The sequence below is a fragment of the Nocardioides sp. HDW12B genome (assembly GCF_011299595.1).
GTDB lineage: Bacteria > Actinomycetota > Actinomycetes > Propionibacteriales > Nocardioidaceae > Marmoricola_A.
On record NZ_CP049867.1, the window covers coordinates 3,752,658 to 3,773,266 of the forward strand.

Below are 20,609 nucleotides of genomic sequence, written 5' to 3' on the forward strand. Positions count from 1 at the left end.
TCGAGTGGGCCTAACAGGACTTGAACCTGTGACCTCTTCCTTATCAGGGAAGCGCTCTAACCGTCTGAGCTATAGGCCCGCACACAGGCGGCCAGGACATGTTCGCCTGGCCGACGAGGAAGATTACCGCACCCGCGGCGCCGCTCCCAAACCGAGCCCGGCCCGCCGTACGCCGCTCCGTCGCGCGCCGGGTGCCGGGACCGCTGGACTCAGCGCTCCTCCTCCGCGAAGACGATCTCCAGGCCGCCCAGGAGCGCGGCGGCGAGGTTGTAGAGGAAGGCTCCGAGGGTGGCCACGACGGTGATGAGGAAGACGTCGACGACCGCCAGCAGCATGGTGATGCCCATGATCCGACTCGTGCCCAGGTAGTCCTCGATCGCGAAGTCGCCACCGGTGTCGCCGGCCACGTCGGCCACCGCGCGGTTGATCGAGTCCCAGACGCCGGCCGCGCCCAGCACCGACCAGACGATGCCGACCGCGACCACCGTGACGATGCCGATCGCGATCGAGAGCAGGAACGCGGTCTTCATCACCGACCACGGGTCGATGTGGGTCAGCCGCAGCCGGGCTCGGCGCACCCGGCGCGGCGCGGGGCGCGCGCCCGAGCCGCGGCCGGCCTTCGTGACGGGCGAGGTGCTCCCGGTTGTCGACGTCGCCGATGTCGCCGCCGTGTCGTCGTTGCGCGAGCCCCGACCGCTGTCACGGGCCTTCGAGACCGCGGCCGCGACCCGCTCCTGGCCCCGGCTGAGGCTGCTCTGCCCCTGGGGGCTCGACGACCCGGTCGTCCCCGCACCGCTGCTGCGGTCGGGGGCGGCGGGCCTGTCGTCGGTGCGCCGGTCAGCCATCAGGACTCCTCTGTCTCCGGCCCGTCCTGCGGGCCGTCATCGGTGGCTCCACCGTCGATTGTGGCATCACCGGGGTCACCGGCGTCCTCGGTGTCCCCGGTGGCGGGGGTGATCGCCTCCGTGACCGGCTCGGTCACCGGGTCGGTCCCGCCGGTCGCCTCCATCGTGGACTCCACGCTGCGAGCGACCACCGCGACGGCATCGCCCTCCTTGACGCCCACGAACTTCACGCCCTTGGTGTCCCGGCTGGTGGCCCGCAACGAGTCGTCGATCGCGCTGCGCGTGACCTGGCCGGACTGCTTGATGGCCAGCACCTCGTCGCCGTCGACGACGATGAAGCCGCCGACCAGGTTGCCGCGGTCGTCGTCCTGCTTCATCGTCTTGATGCCCAGGCCGCCACGCGACTGCAGGCGGTACTCCTCGATGCGGCTGCGCTTGGCGAAGCCGCCGTCGGTGATGGTGAAGACGAACTGCGGGAGCGTGTCGTCGTCCTCCGCGTGCGGGCGGATCACCGACATCGACAGCAGGCTGTCCTCGCCGCGGAAGTCCATGCCCTTCACGCCCGAGGTGGCCCGTCCCATCGGCCGCAGCTGGCTGTCGTCGGCCCGGAACCGGATGGCCTGGCCCTTGCGCGAGATCAGCAGGATGTCGTCGTCGGGACCGCACAGCTCGGCGCCGATCAGCTCGTCGTCGTCCTCGCGGAAGTTGATCGCGATGACGCCGGCCTGCCGGGGCGAGTTGTAGTCGCCCAGCCGGGTCTTCTTGACCAGACCGGTGCGCGTGGCCAGCACGAGGTACGGCGCCTGCTCGTAGTCGCGGATCGCGAGCACCTGGGCGATGCTCTCGTCCGGCTGGAAGCTCAGCAGCCCGGCCACGTGACCACCCTTGGCGTCGCGCGAGGCCTCCGGGAGGTTGTAGGCCTTGGTCCGGTAGACGCGGCCGGCGGTGGTGAAGAACAGCAGCCAGTGGTGGTTGCTCGTCGCCATGAAGTGCTCGACGACGTCGTCACCGCGCAACGTGGCGCCGCGCACGCCCTTGCCGCCGCGCTTCTGCGTCCGGTAGAGGTCGGCGCGGGTGCGCTTGGCGTAGCCGCCGCGGGTGATCGTGACGACCAGCTCCTCGTCGGGGATCAGGTCCTCCATCGAGAGGTCCCCGTCCGCGGCGATGATCTGCGAGCGTCGGTCGTCGCCGAACTTGTCGACGATGGCGCTCAGCTCGTCGGAGACGATCTGGCGCTGCCGCTCGGGGCTCTCGAGGATGTCACGCAGGTCGGCGATGATCGTCTCGAGCTCCTCGAGGCGGTCCACGATCTTCTGCCGCTCCAGCGCCGCCAGGCGACGCAGCTGCATGTCGAGGATCGCGGTCGCCTGCACCTCGTCGATGTCGAGCAGCGCCATCAGGCCCTGGCGGGCCTCGTCGACGTCGGGGCTGCGCCGGATCAGGTCGATCACGTCGTCCAGCGCGTCGAGGGCCTTCACCAGGCCCCGGAAGATGTGGGCCTCCTCCTCGCGCTTGCGCAGGCGGTAGCGCGTCCGACGCTGGATGACCTCGATCTGGTGGGTGATCCAGTGGCTGACGAACTGGTCCAGCGTCAGGGTGCGCGGCACGCCGTCGACCAGCGCCAGCATGTTGCAGGCGAAGTTGGTCTGCAGCTCGGTGTGCTTGAAGAGGTTGTTGAGCACCACGCGGGCCACCGCGTCGCGCTTGAGCACGACGATCAGCTGCTGGCCGGTGCGGTGCGAGGTGTTGTCCTTGACGTCCGCGATCCCCTGGATCTTGCCGGAGTCGGCGAGCTCGGCGATCTTCATCGCCAGGTTGTCGGGGTTCACCTGGTAGGGCAGCTCGGTGATGACCAGCTGGGTGCGCCCCCGGGCGTCCTCGTCGACGTCGACCACGGCGCGCATCTGCACCGACCCGCGGCCGGTCCGGTAGGCCTGGTCGATGCCGTGGCGACCCACGATCAGCGCCTTGGTCGGGAAGTCCGGTCCCTTGACCCGCTCGAGCAGCGCCTCGAGGAGCTCCTCGCGCGTCGCCTCGGGGTGCGCCAGGGCCCACTGCACGCCGTCGGCCACCTCGCGCAGGTTGTGCGGCGGGATGTTCGTCGCCATGCCCACCGCGATGCCAGCGCTGCCGTTGACCAGCAGGTTCGGGTAGCGGGCCGGCAGGATCGCCGGCTCCTGCGAGCGACCGTCGTAGTTCGGGGTGAAGTCGACGGTGTCCTCGTCGATGTCGCGCACCATCTCCATGGCCAGCGGCGCCATCTTGCACTCGGTGTAGCGCATGGCCGCCGCGGGGTCGTTGCCCGGCGAGCCGAAGTTGCCCTGGCTGGAGACCAGCGGGGCCCGCATCACCCACGGCTGCGCGAGACGCACCAAGGTGTCGTAGATCGCCGAGTCGCCGTGGGGGTGGTACTGACCCATGACCTCGCCGACCACGCGCGCACACTTCGAGAAGCCCCGGTCGGGCCGGTAGCCGCCGTCGTACATCGCGTAGAGCACGCGTCGGTGCACCGGCTTCAGGCCGTCCCGGACGTCGGGCAGCGCGCGCCCGACGATCACGGTCATGGCGTAGTCGATGTACGAGCGCTGCATCTCGACCTGCAGCTCGACGGGCTCGATCCGCCCGCCCAGCGGCTCCATCGGCGGGATCTCAGTCATCGGTCACTCCTCGTGGCAGCGAGCGCGTCCTGCGCCCAGGTCGGGAACGGGACCGGGGTGGTCCGGTGGGGCGCGCGGCTGCGTGGCCGGGCGCGCATCAAAGAGGCGTGGCGTCTCGTCGCCGAGGGCGACCCGAGCGGAAGCCCCGGACGACACGGCGACAGCGCGTCTGGCCAGGCAGCCGGCGGCCCGCCGGACCACCCCACCCCGCATCGCCCGGTGGGATCAGATGTCAAGGAACCGCACGTCCTTGGCGTTGCGCTGGATGAACGAGCGCCGCTGCTCGACGTCCTCGCCCATGAGGACGGAGAACATCTCGTCGGCCTGGGCGGCGTCCTCGAGCTGGACCTGCAGGAGCAGGCGGTTGTCGGGGTCGAGGGTGGTGTCCCAGAGCTCGTCGGGGTTCATCTCGCCGAGGCCCTTGTAGCGCTGGACCGGGTTCTCCTTGGGCAGCTTCTTGCCGGCGGCGAGGCCGACGCGCATCACGGCGTCGCGCTCGGCGTCGGAGTAGACGAACTCGTGCTCGTGCGGCTTGTTCCAGCGCAGCCGGTAGAGCGGGGGCTGCGCGAGGTAGACGTAGCCGTGCTCGATGAGCGGCTTCATGAAGCGGAACAGCAGCGTGAGCAGCAGGGTCCGGATGTGGTGACCGTCAACGTCGGCGTCGGCCATCATCACGATCTTGTGGTAGCGGACCTTCTCGATGTCGAACTCTTCGTGGATGCCGGTGCCGAGAGCGGAGATGATCGCCTGGACCTCGTTGTTGGCCAGCACCTTGTCGATGCGGGCCTTCTCGACGTTGAGGATCTTGCCGCGGATCGGGAGGATCGCCTGGATGCGCGGGTCGCGCCCACCCTTGGCCGAGCCGCCGGCCGAGTCACCCTCGACGACGAAGATCTCGCACTCGGCGGGGTTGGTCGACTGGCAGTCGGCGAGCTTGCCGGGCAGGCCGCCGCCGCCGAGCAGGCCCTTGCGCGAGCGGGCCAGCTCGCGGGCCTTGCGGGCCGCGATGCGGGCCTGGGCCGCGGACATGGCCTTGCGGACGATGTCCTTGCCCTCGGCGGGGTTGGCCTCGAGCCAGTGGCCGAGCTGGTCGTTGGCCACGCGCTGGACGAAGCCCTTGACCTCGGTGTTGCCGAGCTTGGTCTTGGTCTGCCCCTCGAACTGGGGCTCGCCGAGCTTGACCGACACGATCGCGGTCAGGCCCTCGCGCACGTCGTCGCCGGAGACCCGGTCCTCGCGCTTCTTGATCAGGCCCCACTCCTCGCCCCAGTTGTTCATCAGCGACGTCAGGGCGGAGCGGAAGCCCTCCTCGTGGGTGCCGCCCTCGTGGGTGTTGATCGTGTTGGCGAAGGTGTGGACCGACTCGGTGTAGCCGGTGTTCCACTGCATCGCGACCTCGAGGCTCAGGCCGGCGTCGGACTCCAGGGCCGTCTCGGCCTCGAAGCTGATGATGCTGGGGTGGGCCGGGTCGCGTCGCTTGTTGAGGTGCTCGACGTAGTCGACGAGGCCCCGCTCGAACTTGAAGGTCCGCTCCAGCCCGCCGGTGGACCCGCGCTGCGCGTCGGAGGCGTCGGCCTGGTCGACGGTGTTGTCGACCGTCCCGTCCTCGACCGCGTCGGCGATCTCGTCGGCCTGCCGGCGGTGGTCGCGCACGACGATCTCGAGACCCTTGTTGAGGAACGCCATCTCGCGGAAGCGGTTGGTGATGGTCTCGAAGCTGAAGTCGGTGGTCTCGAAGACCTCCTCGCTCGGCCAGAACCGCGTCGTGGTGCCGGTCTCGTCGGTCGCCTCGTGCTTGAGCAGCTCGCCGTCGGGGACGCCGAAGGCGAAGCCCTGGGTCCAGCGGAAGCCGTCGCGCTTGATGTCGACCTCGACGCGACGGCTGAGCGCGTTGACGACCGAGACGCCGACGCCGTGCAGGCCGCCGGACACCTTGTAGCCGCCGCCGCCGAACTTGCCGCCCGCGTGCAGGACGGTCAGCACGACCGTGACCGCGGGGATGCCCTCGACCGGGTGGATGTCGACCGGGATGCCGCGGCCGTTGTCGACGACCTCGACGCCGCCGTCCTCGAGCAGCGTCACGACGATGCGGTCGCAGTGACCGGCCAGCGCCTCGTCGACGGAGTTGTCGACGACCTCCCACACCAGGTGGTGCAGGCCGCGCTCACCGGTCGAGCCGATGTACATGCCGGGTCGCTTGCGGACCGCCTCGAGGCCCTCGAGGACCTGGATGGCGGAGGCGTCGTACGACGGGAGCGCAGCGGCCGAGGCGGCGGGGATGGCCTGGAGGGCGGCCGCGGCTTCGGGGCTGATGTCGTCTGACGGGGTTGAGGCGGGCGTGGTCGGAGTGTCGTCGGGCACGAACCGTCCTGACTGCTCAAAGGAGTGGAGGCACAGCGAAGGTCGTCCCTCTCAGTGGCTGACGGGGGAACGACCTCGTCGTCCCACCTTACCTCTCAGAGGCCCGGAATCGGAGGTCGGGCATGCCCAATCTGGGGACGACGCCCTGAAATTGCCCGGTTGTGGGCCTCACAGGGCCGTCCAGGGCCCTTGACAGGGGGCGTCGTGAGTCCCCATACCGGCCAGCGGGCGTTCCGGGGCCCTGTCCGGCGCCTGCGGCTCCTGGCGCTCGGGCCGATCAGCCGTAGGTGTCGCGCGGCCCGCGCCCGCCCCGCACCGACCGCCGGCCGTGGCTCCAGGTCGGCGCGGACGGCCCGCGCACCTCGATGAAGGTGACCGTGCCCTCCCCCAGCTCGCCGTTGAGCCGCTTGAGCACCGTGGGCGCCAGCAGCCGCATCTGGGTCGCCCAGGCCGTCGAGTCCGTCTGCACCACGAGGCGGCCGCCGTCGGTGGCGTCGTCCTTGCGGAAGGAGACCGGCTGGGCGTGCTGGGCGACCTGGTCACCGACGATGGCGCCCCACCGCGAGAACACCCCGTGCACGCGGACGTCCTGCTCCCAGCCCTGCTGGGAGATGAAGCGACCGATGGTGGAGTCGAGGGTCTGGGGGTCGCGGTCGTCGGGGTGGGAGCCGGAGGCCTGCGGGTCCACGCGCCGTCCGCGCCGACGTCCTCCCGCGCCGCCGGAGCGCCCGCCCTGCCCGCGCCGGGCGTCGCCGGGTCGGCCCGGCCGCGACGCGAGCCCCCGCGCGATGCTGCGCGCCAGGTCCAGGCCGGTGTCGCGGTGGGGCTCCTCCTCGGGGGCGTTCTCGGCCGCCTCCCGACTGGCGCCGGTCGGGGCGCCCGACGGCTCCTCACGTCCCTCGCGGGCCTCGTCCCGGTCCCGCCCGCGCTGCCCCTCCTGCTCAGCCATCGCCGCCTCCTGTGACCAGGTCGCGGACCTGCAGGCGGGTGCCGCTCAGCACCTCGGGCACGTCCGCCTCCACCGCGGCGGTCACCAGCACCTGCTCGGCGTCGGAGACCAGCTCGGCCAGCCGGTCACGCCGGGCCACGTCGAGCTCGGCGAACACGTCGTCGAGGATCAGGACCGGGTCGTCGCCGTCGGCCTTGAGCAGCTCGTACGACGCCAGCCGGAGCGCGAGCGCGTAGGACCACGACTCCCCGTGGGAGGCGTAGCCCTTCACCGGCAGGGTGCCGACGGCCAGCGCCAGCTCGTCGCGGTGGGGACCGACCAGGGTCACGCCCCGGGCCAGCTCCTCGCGCCGCCGGGCCGTCAGCGCCTCCTGGAACGAGACGGCGAGCGCCTCCCGGTCGAGGCCGCCGCCGGGGTCGCCACCCATGTCGCCAGCAGGGTCGTCCTGGTCGTCGCCGGGCGCGCTGGTGAGGGGGACCGAGGGCACGTAGTCCACCAGCGCCTCGGAACGGGCCGCGTCCTTGGCGACCTCGGCGTACGCCTGGGCGACCAGCGGGCGCAGGGAGGTAACCATCGCGGCCCGGACCGCGGTGATCTCGGCGCCCAGCCGCACCAGCTGGTCGTCCCAGACGGCGAGCGTGCTCTCGAAGTACTCGCTGGGGCGGCGGCGGTCCTGCCCGGCGTTCTTCAGCAGCGCGTTGCGCTGGCGCAGCACCTTGTCGTAGTCGCCGCGGACCCCCAGCAGCCGCGGCGTCCGCAGCACCATGAGGTCGTCGAGGAAGCGTCGGCGGTCCGACGGGTCGCCCTTGACCAGCGCGAGGTCCTCGGGCGAGAACAGCACGGTGCGGACCAGGCCGGCGATGTCGCGGGCCCGGGGCAGCGGGGAGCGGTTGATCCGGGCCCGGTTGGAGCGGCCCGGGTTGATCTCGACCTCGAGCACCGCCTGGCGGCCGTCCTTGACGACGGCGGCCCGCACCACTGCCTGCTCGGCGCCCTGCTTGACCAGGGGCGCGTCGCTGGAGACCCGGTGCGACGAGAGCCGCGCCAGGTAGTCGATGGCCTCGACGATGTTGGTCTTGCCCTGCCCGTTGCTGCCCACGATCGCCGTGGGTCCCGGGGTCAGGGGCAGGTCGAGGGCGTCGTAGGAGCGGAAGGCGTGCAGCGTGAGGTGCGCGACGTGCACGTCGTACGCCTCAGGAGCCGGTCGGGCTCCCGCCCGACCCCTGACCGCCCGCGTGACCACCGGCGTCGCCCGCCGGCGGCCCGGCGTGCACGGCGTGACCGCCGAACTGGTTGCGCATCGCCGCCACGGCCTTCATGGCCGGGCTGTCCTCCTGCCGGGACACGAAGCGGGCGAAGAGCGACGCCGCGATCGCCGGGGTGGCGACCGCGTGCTCGATGGCCGCCTCGACGGTCCAGCGTCCCTCGCCCGAGTCCTCGGCGTAGCCCTGGATGCCCTGGAGGTCGGTGTCCTCGTCGAGCGCCTGGACGAGGAGGTCGAGCAGCCAGGACCGGATGACGGTGCCCTCGCGCCAGGAGCGGAACACCTCCGTGACGTTGTCGACCATGTCGGCGGCCTGGAGCAGCTCGTAGCCCTCGGCGTAGGCCTGCATGACGGCGTACTCGATGCCGTTGTGGACCATCTTCGAGAAGTGGCCCGAGCCGGCACGGCCGGCGTGGACGAACCCCAGCTCGCCCTCGGGCTTGAGCGCGTCGAAGAAGGGCCTGAGCTGCTCGATGTGCTCGGGAGCACCGCCCGCCATGAGGCCGTAGCCGTTCTCGAGGCCCCAGACCCCGCCCGAGACGCCGCAGTCGACGTAGGCGACGCCGTGGGCGTCGAGCTCCGCGGCGTGGCGCTCGTCGTCGGTCCAGCGGGAGTTGCCGCCGTCGACGACCAGGTCGCCCTCGTCGAGCAGGTCGGCCAGGGCGGTCACCGTCTCGTCGGTGGGCCCACCGGCCGGGACCATGATCCACACGACGCGGGGCTGCGGAAGCGCCTGGACCAGCGCCTCGAGGGACTCGGTGTCGCTGACCTCGGGGTTCCGGTCGTAGCCGACCACCGTCAGCCCGGCGCCCCGCATGCGGTCGCGCATGTTCTTGCCCATCTTGCCCAGGCCGACCATGCCGATGTGGTCGAGCGCCTCCGTGCTCCCGCCCCGGCTCGTCTGCTCACTCATCGGGCCTCAGCTCAGCAGCCGGCGCGGCATCAGGAGGTACTGGAAGTCGGTGTTGCGCTCCCCGTCGAGGTCGGGGACCCCGGTGATGACCGCCGGCTTGGCGGCCTGGGTGAAGGCGAGCTCGACGACCGGCTCCTCGATGGCGGTGAGGCCGTCGAGCAGGAACTGCGGGTTGAAGCCGGTGACGATGCCCTCGCCCTTGACCTGGGCGTCGATCAGCTCGGTCGCCAGCGCCTCGTCGCCGTGCCCGGCGTCGAGGGTCAGCCCGTCGTCGTCGAACTTGAGCTGGACCGCGGTGTTCCGCTCGGCGACCAGCGAGACGCGCTTGACGGCCTCGATCAGCTCGGTGCGGTTGAGACGGGCGGTGGTGGCGTGCTCGGCCGGGAACAGCGTGCGGACCCGGGGGAACTCGCCGTCGAGCAGGCGCGTGGTGGTCCGGCGGAAGCCGCCGCCGACCTCGCCCTCGAAGCCGATGATGCCCTCGCCGGCACCGGTGCCCGACAGGGCGATGGTGACGGTCGAGCCGGAGGTGAGCGCGCGGGCCGTCTCGGCCAGCACCCGGGCCGGCACCAGGGCGTGGGCCTCGACGTCGGTCGGCTGGGGGTCCCAGGAGAGCTCGCGCAGGGAGAGCCGGAAGCGGTCGGTGGCCAGCAGGGAGATGTTGCTCCCGGCGATCTCGATGCGCACACCGGTCAGCACGGGGAGCATGTCGTCGCGACCGGCCGCGGTCACGGCCTGCCCGACGGCCTGGGCGAAGACGTCGCTGCTGACCGAGCCCGTCGACTGCGGCATCGCGGGCAGCGCCGGGTACTCGTCGACCGGCATGGTCTGGAGGGTGAACTTCGCCGAACCGCAGGTCAGCACCACCTTGGCGCCGTCGATCGCCATGTCGACCGGCTTGGCAGGGAGGCTGCGGCAGATGTCGGCCAGCAGCCGGCCGGAGACCAGCGCCTTGCCCTCGTCCTGGACCGTCGCCGGGATCGAGGCCCGTGCGGACGTCTCGTAGTCGAAGGTCGAGAGGACCAGCCCGTCACCGGTGTCGGTGGTCTCGATGAGGAGGCCGGCGAGCACCGGCACGCTGGGACGGACCGGGAGTCCGCGGGCGGCCCACGCCACGGCCTCGGTCAGCACGTCGCGTTCGACTCGGAACTTCACGGCTGCTGCCTCCAAAGAGTTGAGTTGCCCGATCCTGCCACGGCGAGGTCGTTCATCCACAGGTCGGGCGCCCTGGAGGAATTCACCGAGGAGGAGGACATGGGAATTACAGGGTTAGTCGTAGCACCGGTGGAAACTGTGGAGAACCCATGTCGGTGCTGGTCAGCGGCCAGAAGTTGTTCGACGGGGCCTGTGGACGACGCGCCGGGAACAGCGGCCCGGGTGGGGACGACGCCGCGGCCGTCCCCGGCGAACCACATGTTCTCCACAGGCTCTCCCGCGCTCGTCGACGGCCGCCCCCAGGTGGGTGCACATCTTCCACCGGTGTAGTTCATCCCTGCTGGGCCTGCTGCTTGATGCGGTTGGTCAGCTCGGTGACGGTGTTGAACGTGCTGCGCCGCTCGGCGAGCTCGTCGCGGATCCGGTTGTTGGCGTACATCACCGTGGTGTGGTCGCGGCCGCCGAACTGCTGCCCGATCTTCGGCAGCGACAGGTCGGTGAGCTCGCGGCACAGGTACATCGCGATCTGGCGGCCGGTGACGAGGTTGCGCGAGCGGCTGGGCCCGCAGAGGTCGTCGATCGACAGCCCGAAGTACGACGCGGTCTGGGCGATGATCAGCGGCGCGGTGATCTCGGGCTCGTTGCCGTGCGGGATCAGGTCCTTGAGCACGATCTCGGTGAGCGTGAGGTCGACCGGCTGCCCGTTGAGGCTCGCGAAGGCCGTGACCCGGATGAGGGCGCCCTCGAGCTCGCGGATGTTGGTCTGGATCTTGCTGGCGATGAACTCGAGCACGTCCGGCGGTGCGGTCAGCCGCTCGATGGCGGCCTTCTTGCGCAGGATCGCGATGCGCGTCTCCAGGTCCGGCGGCTGCACGTCGGTGATGAGGCCCCACTCGAAGCGGTTGCGCAGCCGGTCCTCGAGCGCCTCGAGGCGCTTGGGCGGACGGTCGGAGGTGATGACGATCTGCTTGTTCGCGTTGTGGAGGGTGTTGAACGTGTGGAAGAACTCCTCCTGCGTCTGGATCTTGCCCTCGAGGAACTGGATGTCGTCGATGAGCAGGACGTCGACGTCGCGGTAGCGTCGGTGGAACATCGAGGTCTTGTCGTCGCGGATCGCGTTGATGAACTCGTTGGTGAACTCCTCGCTGGACACGTAGCGCACCCGCGCGCCGGCGACGAGGCTGCGGACGTAGTGACCGATCGCGTGGAGCAGGTGGGTCTTGCCCAGCCCCGAGCCGCCGTAGATCAGCAGCGGGTTGTAGGCGCGCCCGGGGGCCTCGGCCGCGGCGACCGCCGCGGCGTGGGCGAAGCGGTTGGACGAGCCGATGACGAAGGTCTCGAAGATGTACTTCGGGTTCAGCCGCGCCTCGACGATGCTGCCGGTCGGACGCCCCATGCCGTAGCCGTCGTCGACACCTCGATTTGTCGACTTGTCGGGAAAGGTATCCGTCGACATGGAGACCGGGACCGGGGCGGGCTCGAGCGTGGAGGCGGGCTCCGCGGGGACCGGGAGGTTGTCGTCGACCTCGACCTGGAGGCGGATCGAGCGGCCGAAGGCGTCGGCGAGCGCGTCCTCGAGCCAGGTGCGCAGGCGGCCCTCGAGCCGGGTGCGGGTGAACTCGTCCCCCACCGCGATCGTGGCGATGTTGTCGCGCAGGTGCCGCGGCTGGCTGGCGTTGAGCCACACGCGCTGGTTCGGCGGCAGGTTCTCCACCAGCTGGCGCCAGACCCGGAGCAGGTCGTCCGGTGGGGTGGGGGAGGCGCCGGTCGCCGTGGGGTTCTCGGGGGGAATGCCTGGGGGGTTGCCGCCGAACGTCACGTCGGTTTCGCGTCCTCTCCTGGGCCGAACCGGGGCGCGGCACCCGGGGGCGGCGCGGCCGGGACGACGTGGTGCTCCGAGGGCGGGGTGCCTCGTGAGGTGGTCGTCCACACCCTTATCCACAGGTTGTGCAGCGTGGGAGGGGTCTGGTGTCTCCGGCGAGGACCAGGCGCCTTGGATCGTTCCAGCCGTGGCCCGGCGCGGCGCTCGGCCGGTGCAGGACCGGGGGAGCGAGAGGTGTCGCGGGGGCGTGCAGGACGGTCGACGAGCCAGAGGGGGAAGTCTCGGGGAGGGGGTGAACCTAACAAGGGAATCACCCGGGGATCAAGGAGTTCTCCACAGGCTGGATGGTGCACCGACGAGGCGTGGACAGCTCCGGCGGACCGCCCCGTCCCGGCCCGCTCCCGGTCCGCTCCCGGTCCGCTCCCGGTCCGGTTTGACCCTCGTCAGGCCCACGCCGTACCGTGGAGCAGACGACCGGATCGTCGAGTGCCGCATGTCCACAGCGCCACGGGCCGCCCGCCCGTCGGGGTCACCGACGTGCTCGAGCACCCCGGTCCTTCCAGACTGTCTCATTCCTCGACACCCGGAGATACTCGTGAGCAAGCGGACCTACCAGCCGAACAACCGTCGCCGCGCCAGGACGCACGGCTTCCGCCTGCGCATGCGCACCCGCGCCGGCCGCGCCATCCTGTCCACGCGTCGCAGCAAGGGCCGCAAGCGCCTCTCCGTCTGAGGCGGGGACCTGGTGCCCCCGGTGCCCCCCGTGACCTCGGAGCCTCGCGCGTCGCACGTCTGGCTGCGCGCGCGCAGCCGCGCGCGGAACGGCTGAGCCCGTGCTCGCGCGCCCGCACCGTCTGACCGGTGCCCAGGACTTCGGCTCGACCGTACGCCGCGGCGCGCGCGCCGGGTCCGGCACCCTCGTCGGGCACCTGCTCGTGGAGCCCGACGCCGGCCCGCCCCGCGTGGGGTTCGTCGTGAGTCGTGCCGTGGGCAATGCGGTTGTGCGCAACCGGACCCAGCGCCGCCTCCGGCACCTGGTGGCCGACCGGCTCGACACCCTGCCTCCGGGCGCCACCCTCGTGGTGCGGGCGCTCCCGGCCGCTGCGGCGGCCGACGCGGAGCGGCTGGGGAACGACCTCGACCACGTGCTGCGGCGCGTCGGACGGTCCCGGACCGCCGTCGAGGTGGACGCGTGAGGTACCTGCTCATCGGCTTCCTCCGGGCCTACCGCCTCCTCATCAGCCCGCTCTACGGCCAGGTCTGCCGCTTCCACCCGTCGTGCTCGGCGTACGCCCTCGAGGCGGTCACCGTGCACGGCAGTCTGAGAGGCTCATGGCTGGCCGGACGCCGGATCGTGCGCTGCCACCCGTGGAACCCGGGCGGCTACGACCCGGTCCCGCCCCGCACCACCACCACCGACCCTGACTCGAGGAGCCAGCGTGTTTGACGCGATCGGTTCGTTCTTCGGCGCCATCCTGACGCCGCTCTACTGGATCACCTCGCTGGTCCTCTCGGGCTTCCACAGCGTCTTCGGCGCGATCTTCGGTGACGCCTCCGGCGCCTCCTGGGCGCTGTCGATCGTCGGTCTGACCCTGGTGGTCCGGGCCTCGCTGATCCCGCTGTTCGTCAAGCAGATCAAGTCCAGCCGCAACATGCAGCTGATCCAGCCGCGGGTGCGCGAGCTGCAGAAGAAGTACAAGCACGACCGGGAGCGTCTCGCCCAGGAGCAGATGAAGCTCTACAAGGACACGAACACCAACCCGTTCTCCGCGTGCCTCCCGCTGCTGCTGCAGATGCCGATCTTCCTGGCTCTCTTCCACCTCATCGACAGCGCTGCCAACGGCGAGAAGAAGGGCGTGCTCACCCAGAAGCAGGTCGACCAGCTCTCCTCGGCCGAGCTCTTCGGTGCCCGCATCGCCGACACGTTCCTCGGCGCCTCGGGTGACGCCGCCACCCAGGTCAAGCTGCTCGCCGCCGTGCTCGTCGTCGCGATGACCGCGACGACGTTCCTCACGCAGCGCCAGCTGATGACCAAGAACATGCCGGCCGACGCGCTCACCGGCCAGTACGCCCAGCAGCAGAAGCTGCTGCTCTACGTGCTCCCCCTCGTCTTCGCCGTCGGCGGCATCGCCTTCCCCATCGGTGTCCTCCTCTACTGGACGACGTCGAACCTGTGGACGATGGGCCAGCAGTTCTACGTGATCCGCAACAACCCGGTCCCCGGCACCCCGGCCGCCAAGGCCAAGGAGGACCGGGACGCGGCGAAGCGGCGCAAGAAGGGCCTGCCCGACGAGCCCGCCGCCGGCACCACGCTGACCGCGACCGAGACGCCGGCGCCGCCCGCCCCGCCGCGGCAGCAGCCGAAGAAGCAGACCCGTGAGCAGCGGCGCAAGCAGGGACCGCCGCGGGCTCCACGGCAGGCTGCACCCCGCCGACCCGGGCCGTCCGAGCAGAAGAACCCGGACTGACCCCCCACCGACCACCGGGAGCAGCACCACCCGCTCCCCCGCCCGGCCGCCGGGCGACCACCCGCTGCCCCCGCGGCAGCGCCAACGTTGAGGAGCACCCCCGTGAGTGACCAGACCACCACCCAGACCGACGACGTCGTCGACGACGGCGTGGAGAGCGACGACTCCGTCGAGACCGCCGGCTCGGACGAGGCCACCGAGGCCACCGAGACCGACGCCCCGGCGGCGACCAGCAGCAAGGTCGAGCAGCTCGAGCGCGAGGGCGACATCGCCGCCGACTACCTCGAGGAGCTCCTCGACATCGCCGACTTCGACGGCGACCTGGACATGGACGTCGAGAACGGCCGCGCCTCGGTGTCGATCGTCGGCGGCGACCTGGGCCGTCTCGTGGGCGAGCGCGGCGAGGTCCTCGACGCGCTCCAGGAGCTGACCCGTCTGGCGGTGCTGCGCGAGACCGGCGACCGGTCCCGGCTGATGCTGGACATCGGCGGGCACCGCGCCCAGCGTCGTACGGAGCTGCAGGAGGTGGCGCGGGCCGCGGTCGCCGAGGTGCAGGCGTCCGGCGAGCCGAAGGCCCTGGAGCCGATGAACTCGTTCGAGCGCAAGGTCGTCCACGACGTCGTCGCCGAGGCCGGACTGGCCTCCGACTCCGACGGCGTCGAGCCGCGTCGCCACGTCGTCGTCCGGCCCGCCGAGGCCTGATGAACGACCCTGTTTCACGTGGAACGCCCCCGCCGCCGCCCTCGGTCGCGGGGGTTTTCCATGCCCGCACCCCCCTGATCGAGGCGTACGCCGACTGGCTCGCCGGCCCGGGCATCGAGCGCGGCCTGATCGGCCCCCGTGAGCTGCCTCGCCTGTGGGACCGCCACGTCCTCAACTGCGCGGCCCTGGCGGCGGTGGTGGCGCCGGACCGCCGGGTGGCGGACGTGGGCAGCGGTGCCGGCCTGCCGGGCCTCGTGCTCGCGATCGCCCGCCCCGACCTGCAGGTGACCCTCATCGAGCCCCTGCTGCGCCGGACGACCTTCCTGGAGGAGGTGGTCGCCGACCTCGGCCTCGGCGACCAGGTCGCGGTGGCGCGCGGGCGCGCCGAGGAGGTCCCCGGCCAGGGCACGTTCGACGTGGTGACCTCCCGCGCCGTCGCCGCGCTCGACAAGCTGCTGCGCTGGTCGCTGCCGTTGTGCACCCCCGCGGGCGAGGTGCTGGCCCTCAAGGGGCGCAGCGCCCCGGACGAGATCGAGGCGGCGCGACCGGCGCTGCACCGGCTGCGGTGCGGCACCCCCGAGGTGCTCCTGGTCGAAAAGGACTGGCTTTCTTCACCGGTCACGGTGGTGCGAGTGGAAGCGCGTCCGGCGTCTCGTTAGGTTGGGCCGACAGCGCGACGCGGTCCCTCCGGGGCCGCTCCGCCCGGCCACGACGAGGAGGCACCCACCGTGTCAGTGCGACGCCCGACCGCTCAACCAGGCGTCCAGCGAGGGCTCGGGTGGCCGCAGAAGATGAAGGAGCTGGGTCGTTCGCGTCTCGGCTGGCCGGCCGCTCCGGCGGTCGCCCCGCGCCACTCCCTGCGCTCCACTCCCCCGCCGACACCCGCTCCCTCGGGCTCGGCAGCGCCGTCCGGGCTCGTCGGCGCGCCCGCTCCGTCCCCGTCCACGACCGGTGTTTCACGTGGAACGACCGACGACTCCGACGGCGGGACCGCCTCCGGCGCCCCGGGCGCTGTCAGCGCGACGGACGACGCCCCGGTGGCTCCGGACCCCACCGTTTCCCGTGAAACGGCCTCGATCCCGGCCCAGGCGGCGCCGGAGGAGATCGTGTCCGAGTCCACTCCCCTCGCGGCAGCCGTGCAGAAGCAGCTCCAGCTGCGTCGGGGCCTGCTGCAGCGCGAGAGCCTCCCCCGGCCGGACCGCGCGCGGGTCATGGTCGTCGCGAACCAGAAGGGCGGCGTGGGCAAGACCACGACCGCGGTGAACCTCGCCGCCGGGCTCGCCCAGGGCGGCCTGCGGGTGCTCGTCATCGACCTCGACCCCCAGGGGAACGCCTCGACAGCCCTGGCGGTCGAGCACACGCGCGGCACGCTCTCGACGTACGACGCCCTCGTGGACGGCGTCCCATTGTCCGAGGTGGCCCAGCCCTGCGAGGAGCTGCCCGGACTGATGGTCGTGCCGGCCACGATCGACCTGGCCGGCGCCGAGATCGAGCTGGTCAGCGTCGTTGCCCGGGAGAACCGCCTGCGTAAGGCGATCCTGGGCTGGGACCGGGTCTCCGGGGACGGGGAGGACCGCTTCGACTACGTCCTCATCGACTGCCCGCCCTCCCTGGGGCTGCTGACGCTCAACGCGCTCGTCGCCGCGGAGGAGCTGCTGCTGCCGATCCAGGCGGAGTACTACGCGCTCGAGGGCGTCGGCCAGCTGCTGGAGACCGTCGAGCTCGTCCGGGCGAACCTCAACCCCCGGCTGCGCATCAGCACCGTGCTGCTGACGATGTACGACGGCCGCACCCGGCTCTCCGCGGCCGTGGCCGACGAGGTGCGCGGCCACTTCGGTGACCGGGTGCTCAGCACCGCGATCCCCCGGGCCGTGCGGGTCTCCGAGGCCCCCAGCTACGCCCAGACCGTGATGACCTACGACCCGGCGTCGTCGGGTGCGCTGAGCTACCGCGAGGCCGCTCGTGAGCTGGCCCAGCAGGTGGAGAAGAAGGAAACGGAGCCCCACGTCGTGGCGGCCGGCAGCCAGGGAGGCACCGCATGAGCACCAACCAGCGTCGGGGACTGGGACGAGGGCTCGGCTCCCTGATCCCCACCGCACCGGTGAACGACGAGGACACCGGGGGCACCACGACCGCGACCCTGGCGCCGGGGGAGACGGCACCGCCGCGCCAGGCCACCCCGACGGACTGGATCGGTCGCATCGACCCTCCGGCCGCCGAGGGTGAGGCGACCGCCTCCGACGCCGTCGAGACCGGCCCCGCACCGGTGGCCGGCGCCCACTTCGCCGAGCTGTCGGTCACCGACATCCGGCCCAACCCGCGCCAGCCGCGCGAGGTCTTCGACGAGGAGGCCCTCACCGAGCTCGTCGACTCGATCACCGAGGTGGGCCTGCTGCAGCCGGTCGTGGTGCGTCCCGCGGTCGGCGGCGGCTACGAGCTGATCATGGGGGAGCGGCGCTGGCGCGCGACCCAGCGTGCGGGCCTCACCACGATCCCGGCGATCGTGCGCGACACCACTGACGACGACCTGCTGCGCGACGCCCTGCTCGAGAACCTGCACCGGGCCCAGCTCAACCCGCTCGAGGAGGCAGCCGCCTACCAGCAGCTCCTCGACGACTTCGGGTGCACCCAGGAGGAGCTCTCCCGCCGGATCGGCCGCAGCCGACCCCAGATCAGCAACACGCTGCGCCTGCTCAAGCTGTCGCCGGCCGTCCAGCGTCGCGTCGCCGCCGGTGTGCTGTCGGCCGGCCACGCACGCACGCTGGTCTCGGTCCCGGAGGCGACCCTGCAGGACCGGCTCGCCGAGCGGGTCGTGGCCGAGGGCATCTCCGTCCGCGCGCTCGAGGAGATCGTGGCGGTGGGGGAGTACGGCGGCGACGCCGCGCCCCGGGTCCGTCGGGCCAAGCCGGTGGCACCGCACGCGGCCGAGGTCGCCCAGCGGCTCTCGGACCTCTACGAGACGCGGGTCAAGGTCGACCTGGGGCAGCGCAAGGGGCGCATCACCATCGAGTTCGCCTCGCTGGCCGACCTCGAGCGCATCGTGGCCACGATGGACCCCCGGGGAGCCGGGCACACGGAGTAACAAGTCGCTTTGTCGACAAAGCGACCTGACGACACATTGATTCGTCGCTTCACTGACACATCGATAGGTCGATGAGTCACTCAGTCGACCGGTCGACGTCCGCTTCACGTGAAACCGGCGCGTTGACCTCGGTCGGCGTGCCGGTCGTCACAACCTGACGCCATCGGCCTCGGGAGCAGGCGATTGTGGCTAGGCTCGGCCGGTGGACGGGATCTCGACTTTCTTCGAGAACGAATGGGTCATTTTCTGGACGATCCCGATCTTCACCGGCACGGTCGGCTGGTTGATCAACTGGACCGGTCTGATCATGCTCTTCAAGCCCGTCCGGCTGTACGGCGTACGCGTGCCCGGCCTGGCCGAGGTGGCCCGCCTGCTGCCGCACAAGCTGCAGGAGATCCCGGGACTGCTCTACGGACGGCTGGGCTGGCAGGGGATCGTGCCGGCCCGTGCGGCGAAGATGGGCAGCATCGCCGTCGACAAGGCGATCGCCAAGATCGGCACGCCGCAGGAGTTCTACCAGCACCTCGACCCGCCGGTCATCGGCGAGCACATCGTCTCGATCATGGAGCCGAAGGTGCCCGAGATCGTCGAGGGCGTCATGCTGCGCCAGCACCCGCAGCTGTGGAAGAGCCTGCCGCCGCGGCTCAAGGACGCGATCATCCAGCGGGTCAAGCAGCAGCTGCCCAACATCGTCGAGGAGATCACCGACGAGATCGGTGAGCACATCGACCAGCTCCTCGACCCGAAGATCATGGTCATCGAGCACTTCCGCAAGAACCCGGCCCTGGTCAACAAGATCTTCTACGACGTCGGCGAGCGCGAGCTCAAGCTCATGGTGCGCGTCGGGTTCGTCTTCGGCTTCCTGCTCGGCATCCCGGTCGCGATCATCGACGTGTTCTTCCACCTGTGGTGGACGCTGCCGTTCCTCGGGGTCATCGTCGGCTGGATCACCAACCTGCTCGGGATGGCGCTGATCTTCTCGCCGGTCGAGGAGAGGCGGATCCTCGGCATCAAGGTCCACGGCCTCTTCCTGCGCCGCCAGGACGAGGTGGCCTCGATCTACGCCAAGATCATCGCCGACGACGTCATCACGCTCGAGAACATCGGGGACTTCCTGCTCTACGGTCCGCGCGGCGACCGCACCCACCAGATGCTGGAGGAGGCGATGGGCCCGGCGATCGACCGGGCCGCCGGCCCGGTGCGCGGGGCGCTGCGGGTGGCGGTCGGCACACGGGAGTTCGACGCGATCCGCGACCAGGTGGCCCACGACTCGGCCGCCCACACCATCGAGCCCTTCAAGGACCCCAGTTTCTCGGCGCGCCAGAGCGAGAAGATCCGCCTGCTGTTCGAGAAGCGCACCCGCGAGCTCCCCTCCCAGGATTTCGTGGAGATGCTGCGTGCCGCGATCAAGGAGGATGAGTGGATGCTCTACGCGCACGGGGCGGTGATGGGGTTCGGCGGCGGACTCCTGCACGTCCTCATCTTCAGCTCGGACAAGTTCCTGTGAGCCTGGAGAGGCGCGCCCCCGCGGGGGAGCCCGACGGCTTCGGAGCCCGCGACGTCGTCGGGCTCGCCAAGGTCGTCACCGTCTCCGGGTTCCGGGTCGGCGCGTGGGCGGCGTACACCGGTCTGTCGGCGACGCGACGCGTCGTCGACGTCGCCCTCCACCCCGACCACGCCTGGGAGCTGGCCGAGGACGTGCGCTACGCCGCCGGCGCCGTGACGCGCGCGATGGTGGGGGACCGGCTCGACGACGTCCGCGCGGCCGCGGCCGGCAACCCGGTGGTCCGCGTCGTGGCCGAGACCCTGGACAACGTGACCCCGAGCCAGCCGCCGGCACAGCCGGACCCGGAGCCCGAGAACCCCCTGCACGCGGCGGGCCGCGACCTGCTGCACCGCTCGCGCGACGTGTGGGCCGACGACCACGGCCACCCCGCCTACGCCCGGATCATCGAGGAGCTTGCGCCGGACGAGGGCCGGATCCTGCTGCTGCTGCTGCGGCGCGGACCGCAGGCGGCGGTCGACGTCCGCACCGGCGGCCTCATCGGCGCCGTGTCGTCGACACTGGTCGCCCCCCAGCTCAACATGATCGGCGCGCACGCGGGCTGCCGGTACGTCGACCGGGTGCCGTCCTACCTGCACAACCTGGAGCGGCTCGGGCTGATCTGGTTCTCACCCGAGCTGGTGACCGACCCGATGGACTACCAGGTGCTCGAGGCCCAGCCCGACGTCATCGAGGCCATGGAGTCGGTCAAGCGCGCCAAGTGCGTGCGCCGCAGCCTGCACCTGACACCCTTCGGCGAGGACTTCTGCCGCGAGGGCCTGGGCCTGCACCTGTCGACCGAGGAGCTCGCCGAGGTGCCCAAGCACGCCAACCCCGCCCAGGACTGA

General features: G+C 71.3%; 18 protein-coding genes and 1 tRNA gene. 10 read left to right on the plus strand and 9 right to left on the minus strand.

Annotated features, from left to right (window positions below):
- Positions 1–5: 5 nt before the first annotated feature.
- The 9 genes from G7072_RS17570 to dnaA all read right to left on the minus strand — a co-directional run bounded on the left by G7072_RS17570 (position 6) and on the right by dnaA (position 11,882).
- A tRNA-Ile gene (locus tag G7072_RS17570) sits at positions 6–79 on the minus strand.
- A gap of 130 nt (positions 80–209) precedes the next feature.
- Positions 210–845, minus strand: a complete 636-nt coding sequence (locus tag G7072_RS17575; protein ID WP_166088656.1) for a DUF3566 domain-containing protein — start codon at positions 843–845, stop codon at positions 210–212.
- On the minus strand, positions 845–3,502 hold the full coding sequence (gene gyrA, locus G7072_RS17580; protein ID WP_166088658.1) for a DNA gyrase subunit A: 2,658 nt from the start codon (positions 3,500–3,502) through the stop codon (positions 845–847). The genes G7072_RS17575 and gyrA overlap by 1 nt, the downstream gene beginning before the upstream one ends.
- Before the next feature lie 225 nt (positions 3,503–3,727).
- On the minus strand, positions 3,728–5,782 hold the full coding sequence (gene gyrB / locus G7072_RS17585; RefSeq protein ID WP_240917304.1) for a DNA topoisomerase (ATP-hydrolyzing) subunit B: 2,055 nt from the start codon (positions 5,780–5,782) through the stop codon (positions 3,728–3,730).
- Positions 5,783–6,140: 358 nt separating this feature from the next.
- Entirely contained in the window at positions 6,141–6,812 is a 672-nt protein-coding gene (locus tag G7072_RS17590) for a DciA family protein (RefSeq protein WP_166088660.1), read from the minus strand.
- On the minus strand, positions 6,805–7,995 hold the full coding sequence (recF, locus tag G7072_RS17595; RefSeq protein ID WP_166088662.1) for a DNA replication/repair protein RecF: 1,191 nt from the start codon (positions 7,993–7,995) through the stop codon (positions 6,805–6,807). The genes G7072_RS17590 and recF overlap by 8 nt, the downstream gene beginning before the upstream one ends.
- Positions 7,996–8,005: 10 nt before the next feature.
- Positions 8,006–8,989, minus strand: a complete 984-nt coding sequence (gnd, locus tag G7072_RS17600; RefSeq protein WP_166088664.1) for a phosphogluconate dehydrogenase (NAD(+)-dependent, decarboxylating) — start codon at positions 8,987–8,989, stop codon at positions 8,006–8,008.
- Positions 8,990–8,995: 6 nt separating this feature from the next.
- Positions 8,996–10,144: a DNA polymerase III subunit beta gene (gene dnaN / locus G7072_RS17605; RefSeq protein WP_166088686.1), complete on the minus strand. Its 1,149-nt coding sequence runs from the start codon at positions 10,142–10,144 to the stop codon at positions 8,996–8,998.
- Between the two features lie 331 nt (positions 10,145–10,475).
- Positions 10,476–11,882 (minus strand): chromosomal replication initiator protein DnaA, encoded by a 1,407-nt coding sequence (gene dnaA / locus G7072_RS17610; protein ID WP_206063481.1) that lies wholly within the window; start codon positions 11,880–11,882, stop codon positions 10,476–10,478.
- Positions 11,883–12,561: 679 nt separating this feature from the next.
- Between dnaA and rpmH the strand changes: the two genes are divergently transcribed.
- From rpmH to G7072_RS19865, 10 genes are all read left to right on the plus strand, one after another.
- Positions 12,562–12,699 carry a 50S ribosomal protein L34 gene (rpmH, locus tag G7072_RS17615; RefSeq protein ID WP_166088688.1) on the plus strand — a complete coding sequence of 46 codons (138 nt, stop codon included), beginning with the start codon at positions 12,562–12,564 and terminating at the stop codon, positions 12,697–12,699.
- Positions 12,700–12,799: 100 nt separating this feature from the next.
- Entirely contained in the window at positions 12,800–13,162 is a 363-nt protein-coding gene (gene rnpA, locus G7072_RS17620) for a ribonuclease P protein component (RefSeq protein WP_166088690.1), read from the plus strand.
- On the plus strand, positions 13,159–13,413 hold the full coding sequence (gene yidD / locus G7072_RS17625; protein ID WP_166088692.1) for a membrane protein insertion efficiency factor YidD: 255 nt from the start codon (positions 13,159–13,161) through the stop codon (positions 13,411–13,413). The genes rnpA and yidD overlap by 4 nt, the downstream gene beginning before the upstream one ends.
- Positions 13,406–14,434: a membrane protein insertase YidC gene (gene yidC, locus G7072_RS17630; protein WP_240917029.1), complete on the plus strand. Its 1,029-nt coding sequence runs from the start codon at positions 13,406–13,408 to the stop codon at positions 14,432–14,434. Before yidD ends, yidC begins: the two co-directional genes overlap by 8 nt.
- A 267-nt stretch (positions 14,435–14,701) precedes the next feature.
- The gene (locus G7072_RS17635) at positions 14,702–15,136 is read left to right on the plus strand and encodes a R3H domain-containing nucleic acid-binding protein (RefSeq protein WP_240917305.1); all 435 of its coding nucleotides are present in this window, start codon (positions 14,702–14,704) and stop codon (positions 15,134–15,136) included.
- Positions 15,136–15,795: a 16S rRNA (guanine(527)-N(7))-methyltransferase RsmG gene (gene rsmG / locus G7072_RS17640; protein WP_166088696.1), complete on the plus strand. Its 660-nt coding sequence runs from the start codon at positions 15,136–15,138 to the stop codon at positions 15,793–15,795. The genes G7072_RS17635 and rsmG overlap by 1 nt, the downstream gene beginning before the upstream one ends.
- A 495-nt stretch (positions 15,796–16,290) precedes the next feature.
- Positions 16,291–17,178 (plus strand): AAA family ATPase, encoded by an 888-nt coding sequence (locus G7072_RS17645; RefSeq protein ID WP_346766234.1) that lies wholly within the window; start codon positions 16,291–16,293, stop codon positions 17,176–17,178.
- Positions 17,175–18,218, plus strand: coding sequence for a ParB/RepB/Spo0J family partition protein (locus tag G7072_RS17650; RefSeq protein WP_166088698.1), 1,044 nt, complete (start codon positions 17,175–17,177; stop codon positions 18,216–18,218). Before G7072_RS17645 ends, G7072_RS17650 begins: the two co-directional genes overlap by 4 nt.
- A gap of 202 nt (positions 18,219–18,420) precedes the next feature.
- Positions 18,421–19,725 (plus strand): hypothetical protein, encoded by a 1,305-nt coding sequence (locus G7072_RS17655; RefSeq protein ID WP_206063192.1) that lies wholly within the window; start codon positions 18,421–18,423, stop codon positions 19,723–19,725.
- Positions 19,722–20,609: an Abi-alpha family protein gene (locus G7072_RS19865; RefSeq protein ID WP_206063193.1), complete on the plus strand. Its 888-nt coding sequence runs from the start codon at positions 19,722–19,724 to the stop codon at positions 20,607–20,609. The genes G7072_RS17655 and G7072_RS19865 overlap by 4 nt, the downstream gene beginning before the upstream one ends.

Excerpts from the sequence above, each read along its gene's own strand:
- G7072_RS17575 (WP_166088656.1), bottom strand. The coding sequence starts at position 845 with ATGGCTGACCGGCGCACCGACGACAGGCCCGCCGCCCCCGACCGCAGC.
- gyrA (WP_166088658.1), bottom strand. The coding sequence starts at position 3,502 with ATGACTGAGATCCCGCCGATGGAGCCGCTGGGCGGGCGGATCGAGCCC.
- G7072_RS17590 (WP_166088660.1), bottom strand. The coding sequence starts at position 6,812 with ATGGCTGAGCAGGAGGGGCAGCGCGGGCGGGACCGGGACGAGGCCCGC.
- gnd (WP_166088664.1), bottom strand. The coding sequence starts at position 8,989 with ATGAGTGAGCAGACGAGCCGGGGCGGGAGCACGGAGGCGCTCGACCAC.
- rsmG (WP_166088696.1), top strand. The coding sequence starts at position 15,136 with ATGAACGACCCTGTTTCACGTGGAACGCCCCCGCCGCCGCCCTCGGTC.
- G7072_RS17650 (WP_166088698.1), top strand. The coding sequence starts at position 17,175 with ATGAGCACCAACCAGCGTCGGGGACTGGGACGAGGGCTCGGCTCCCTG.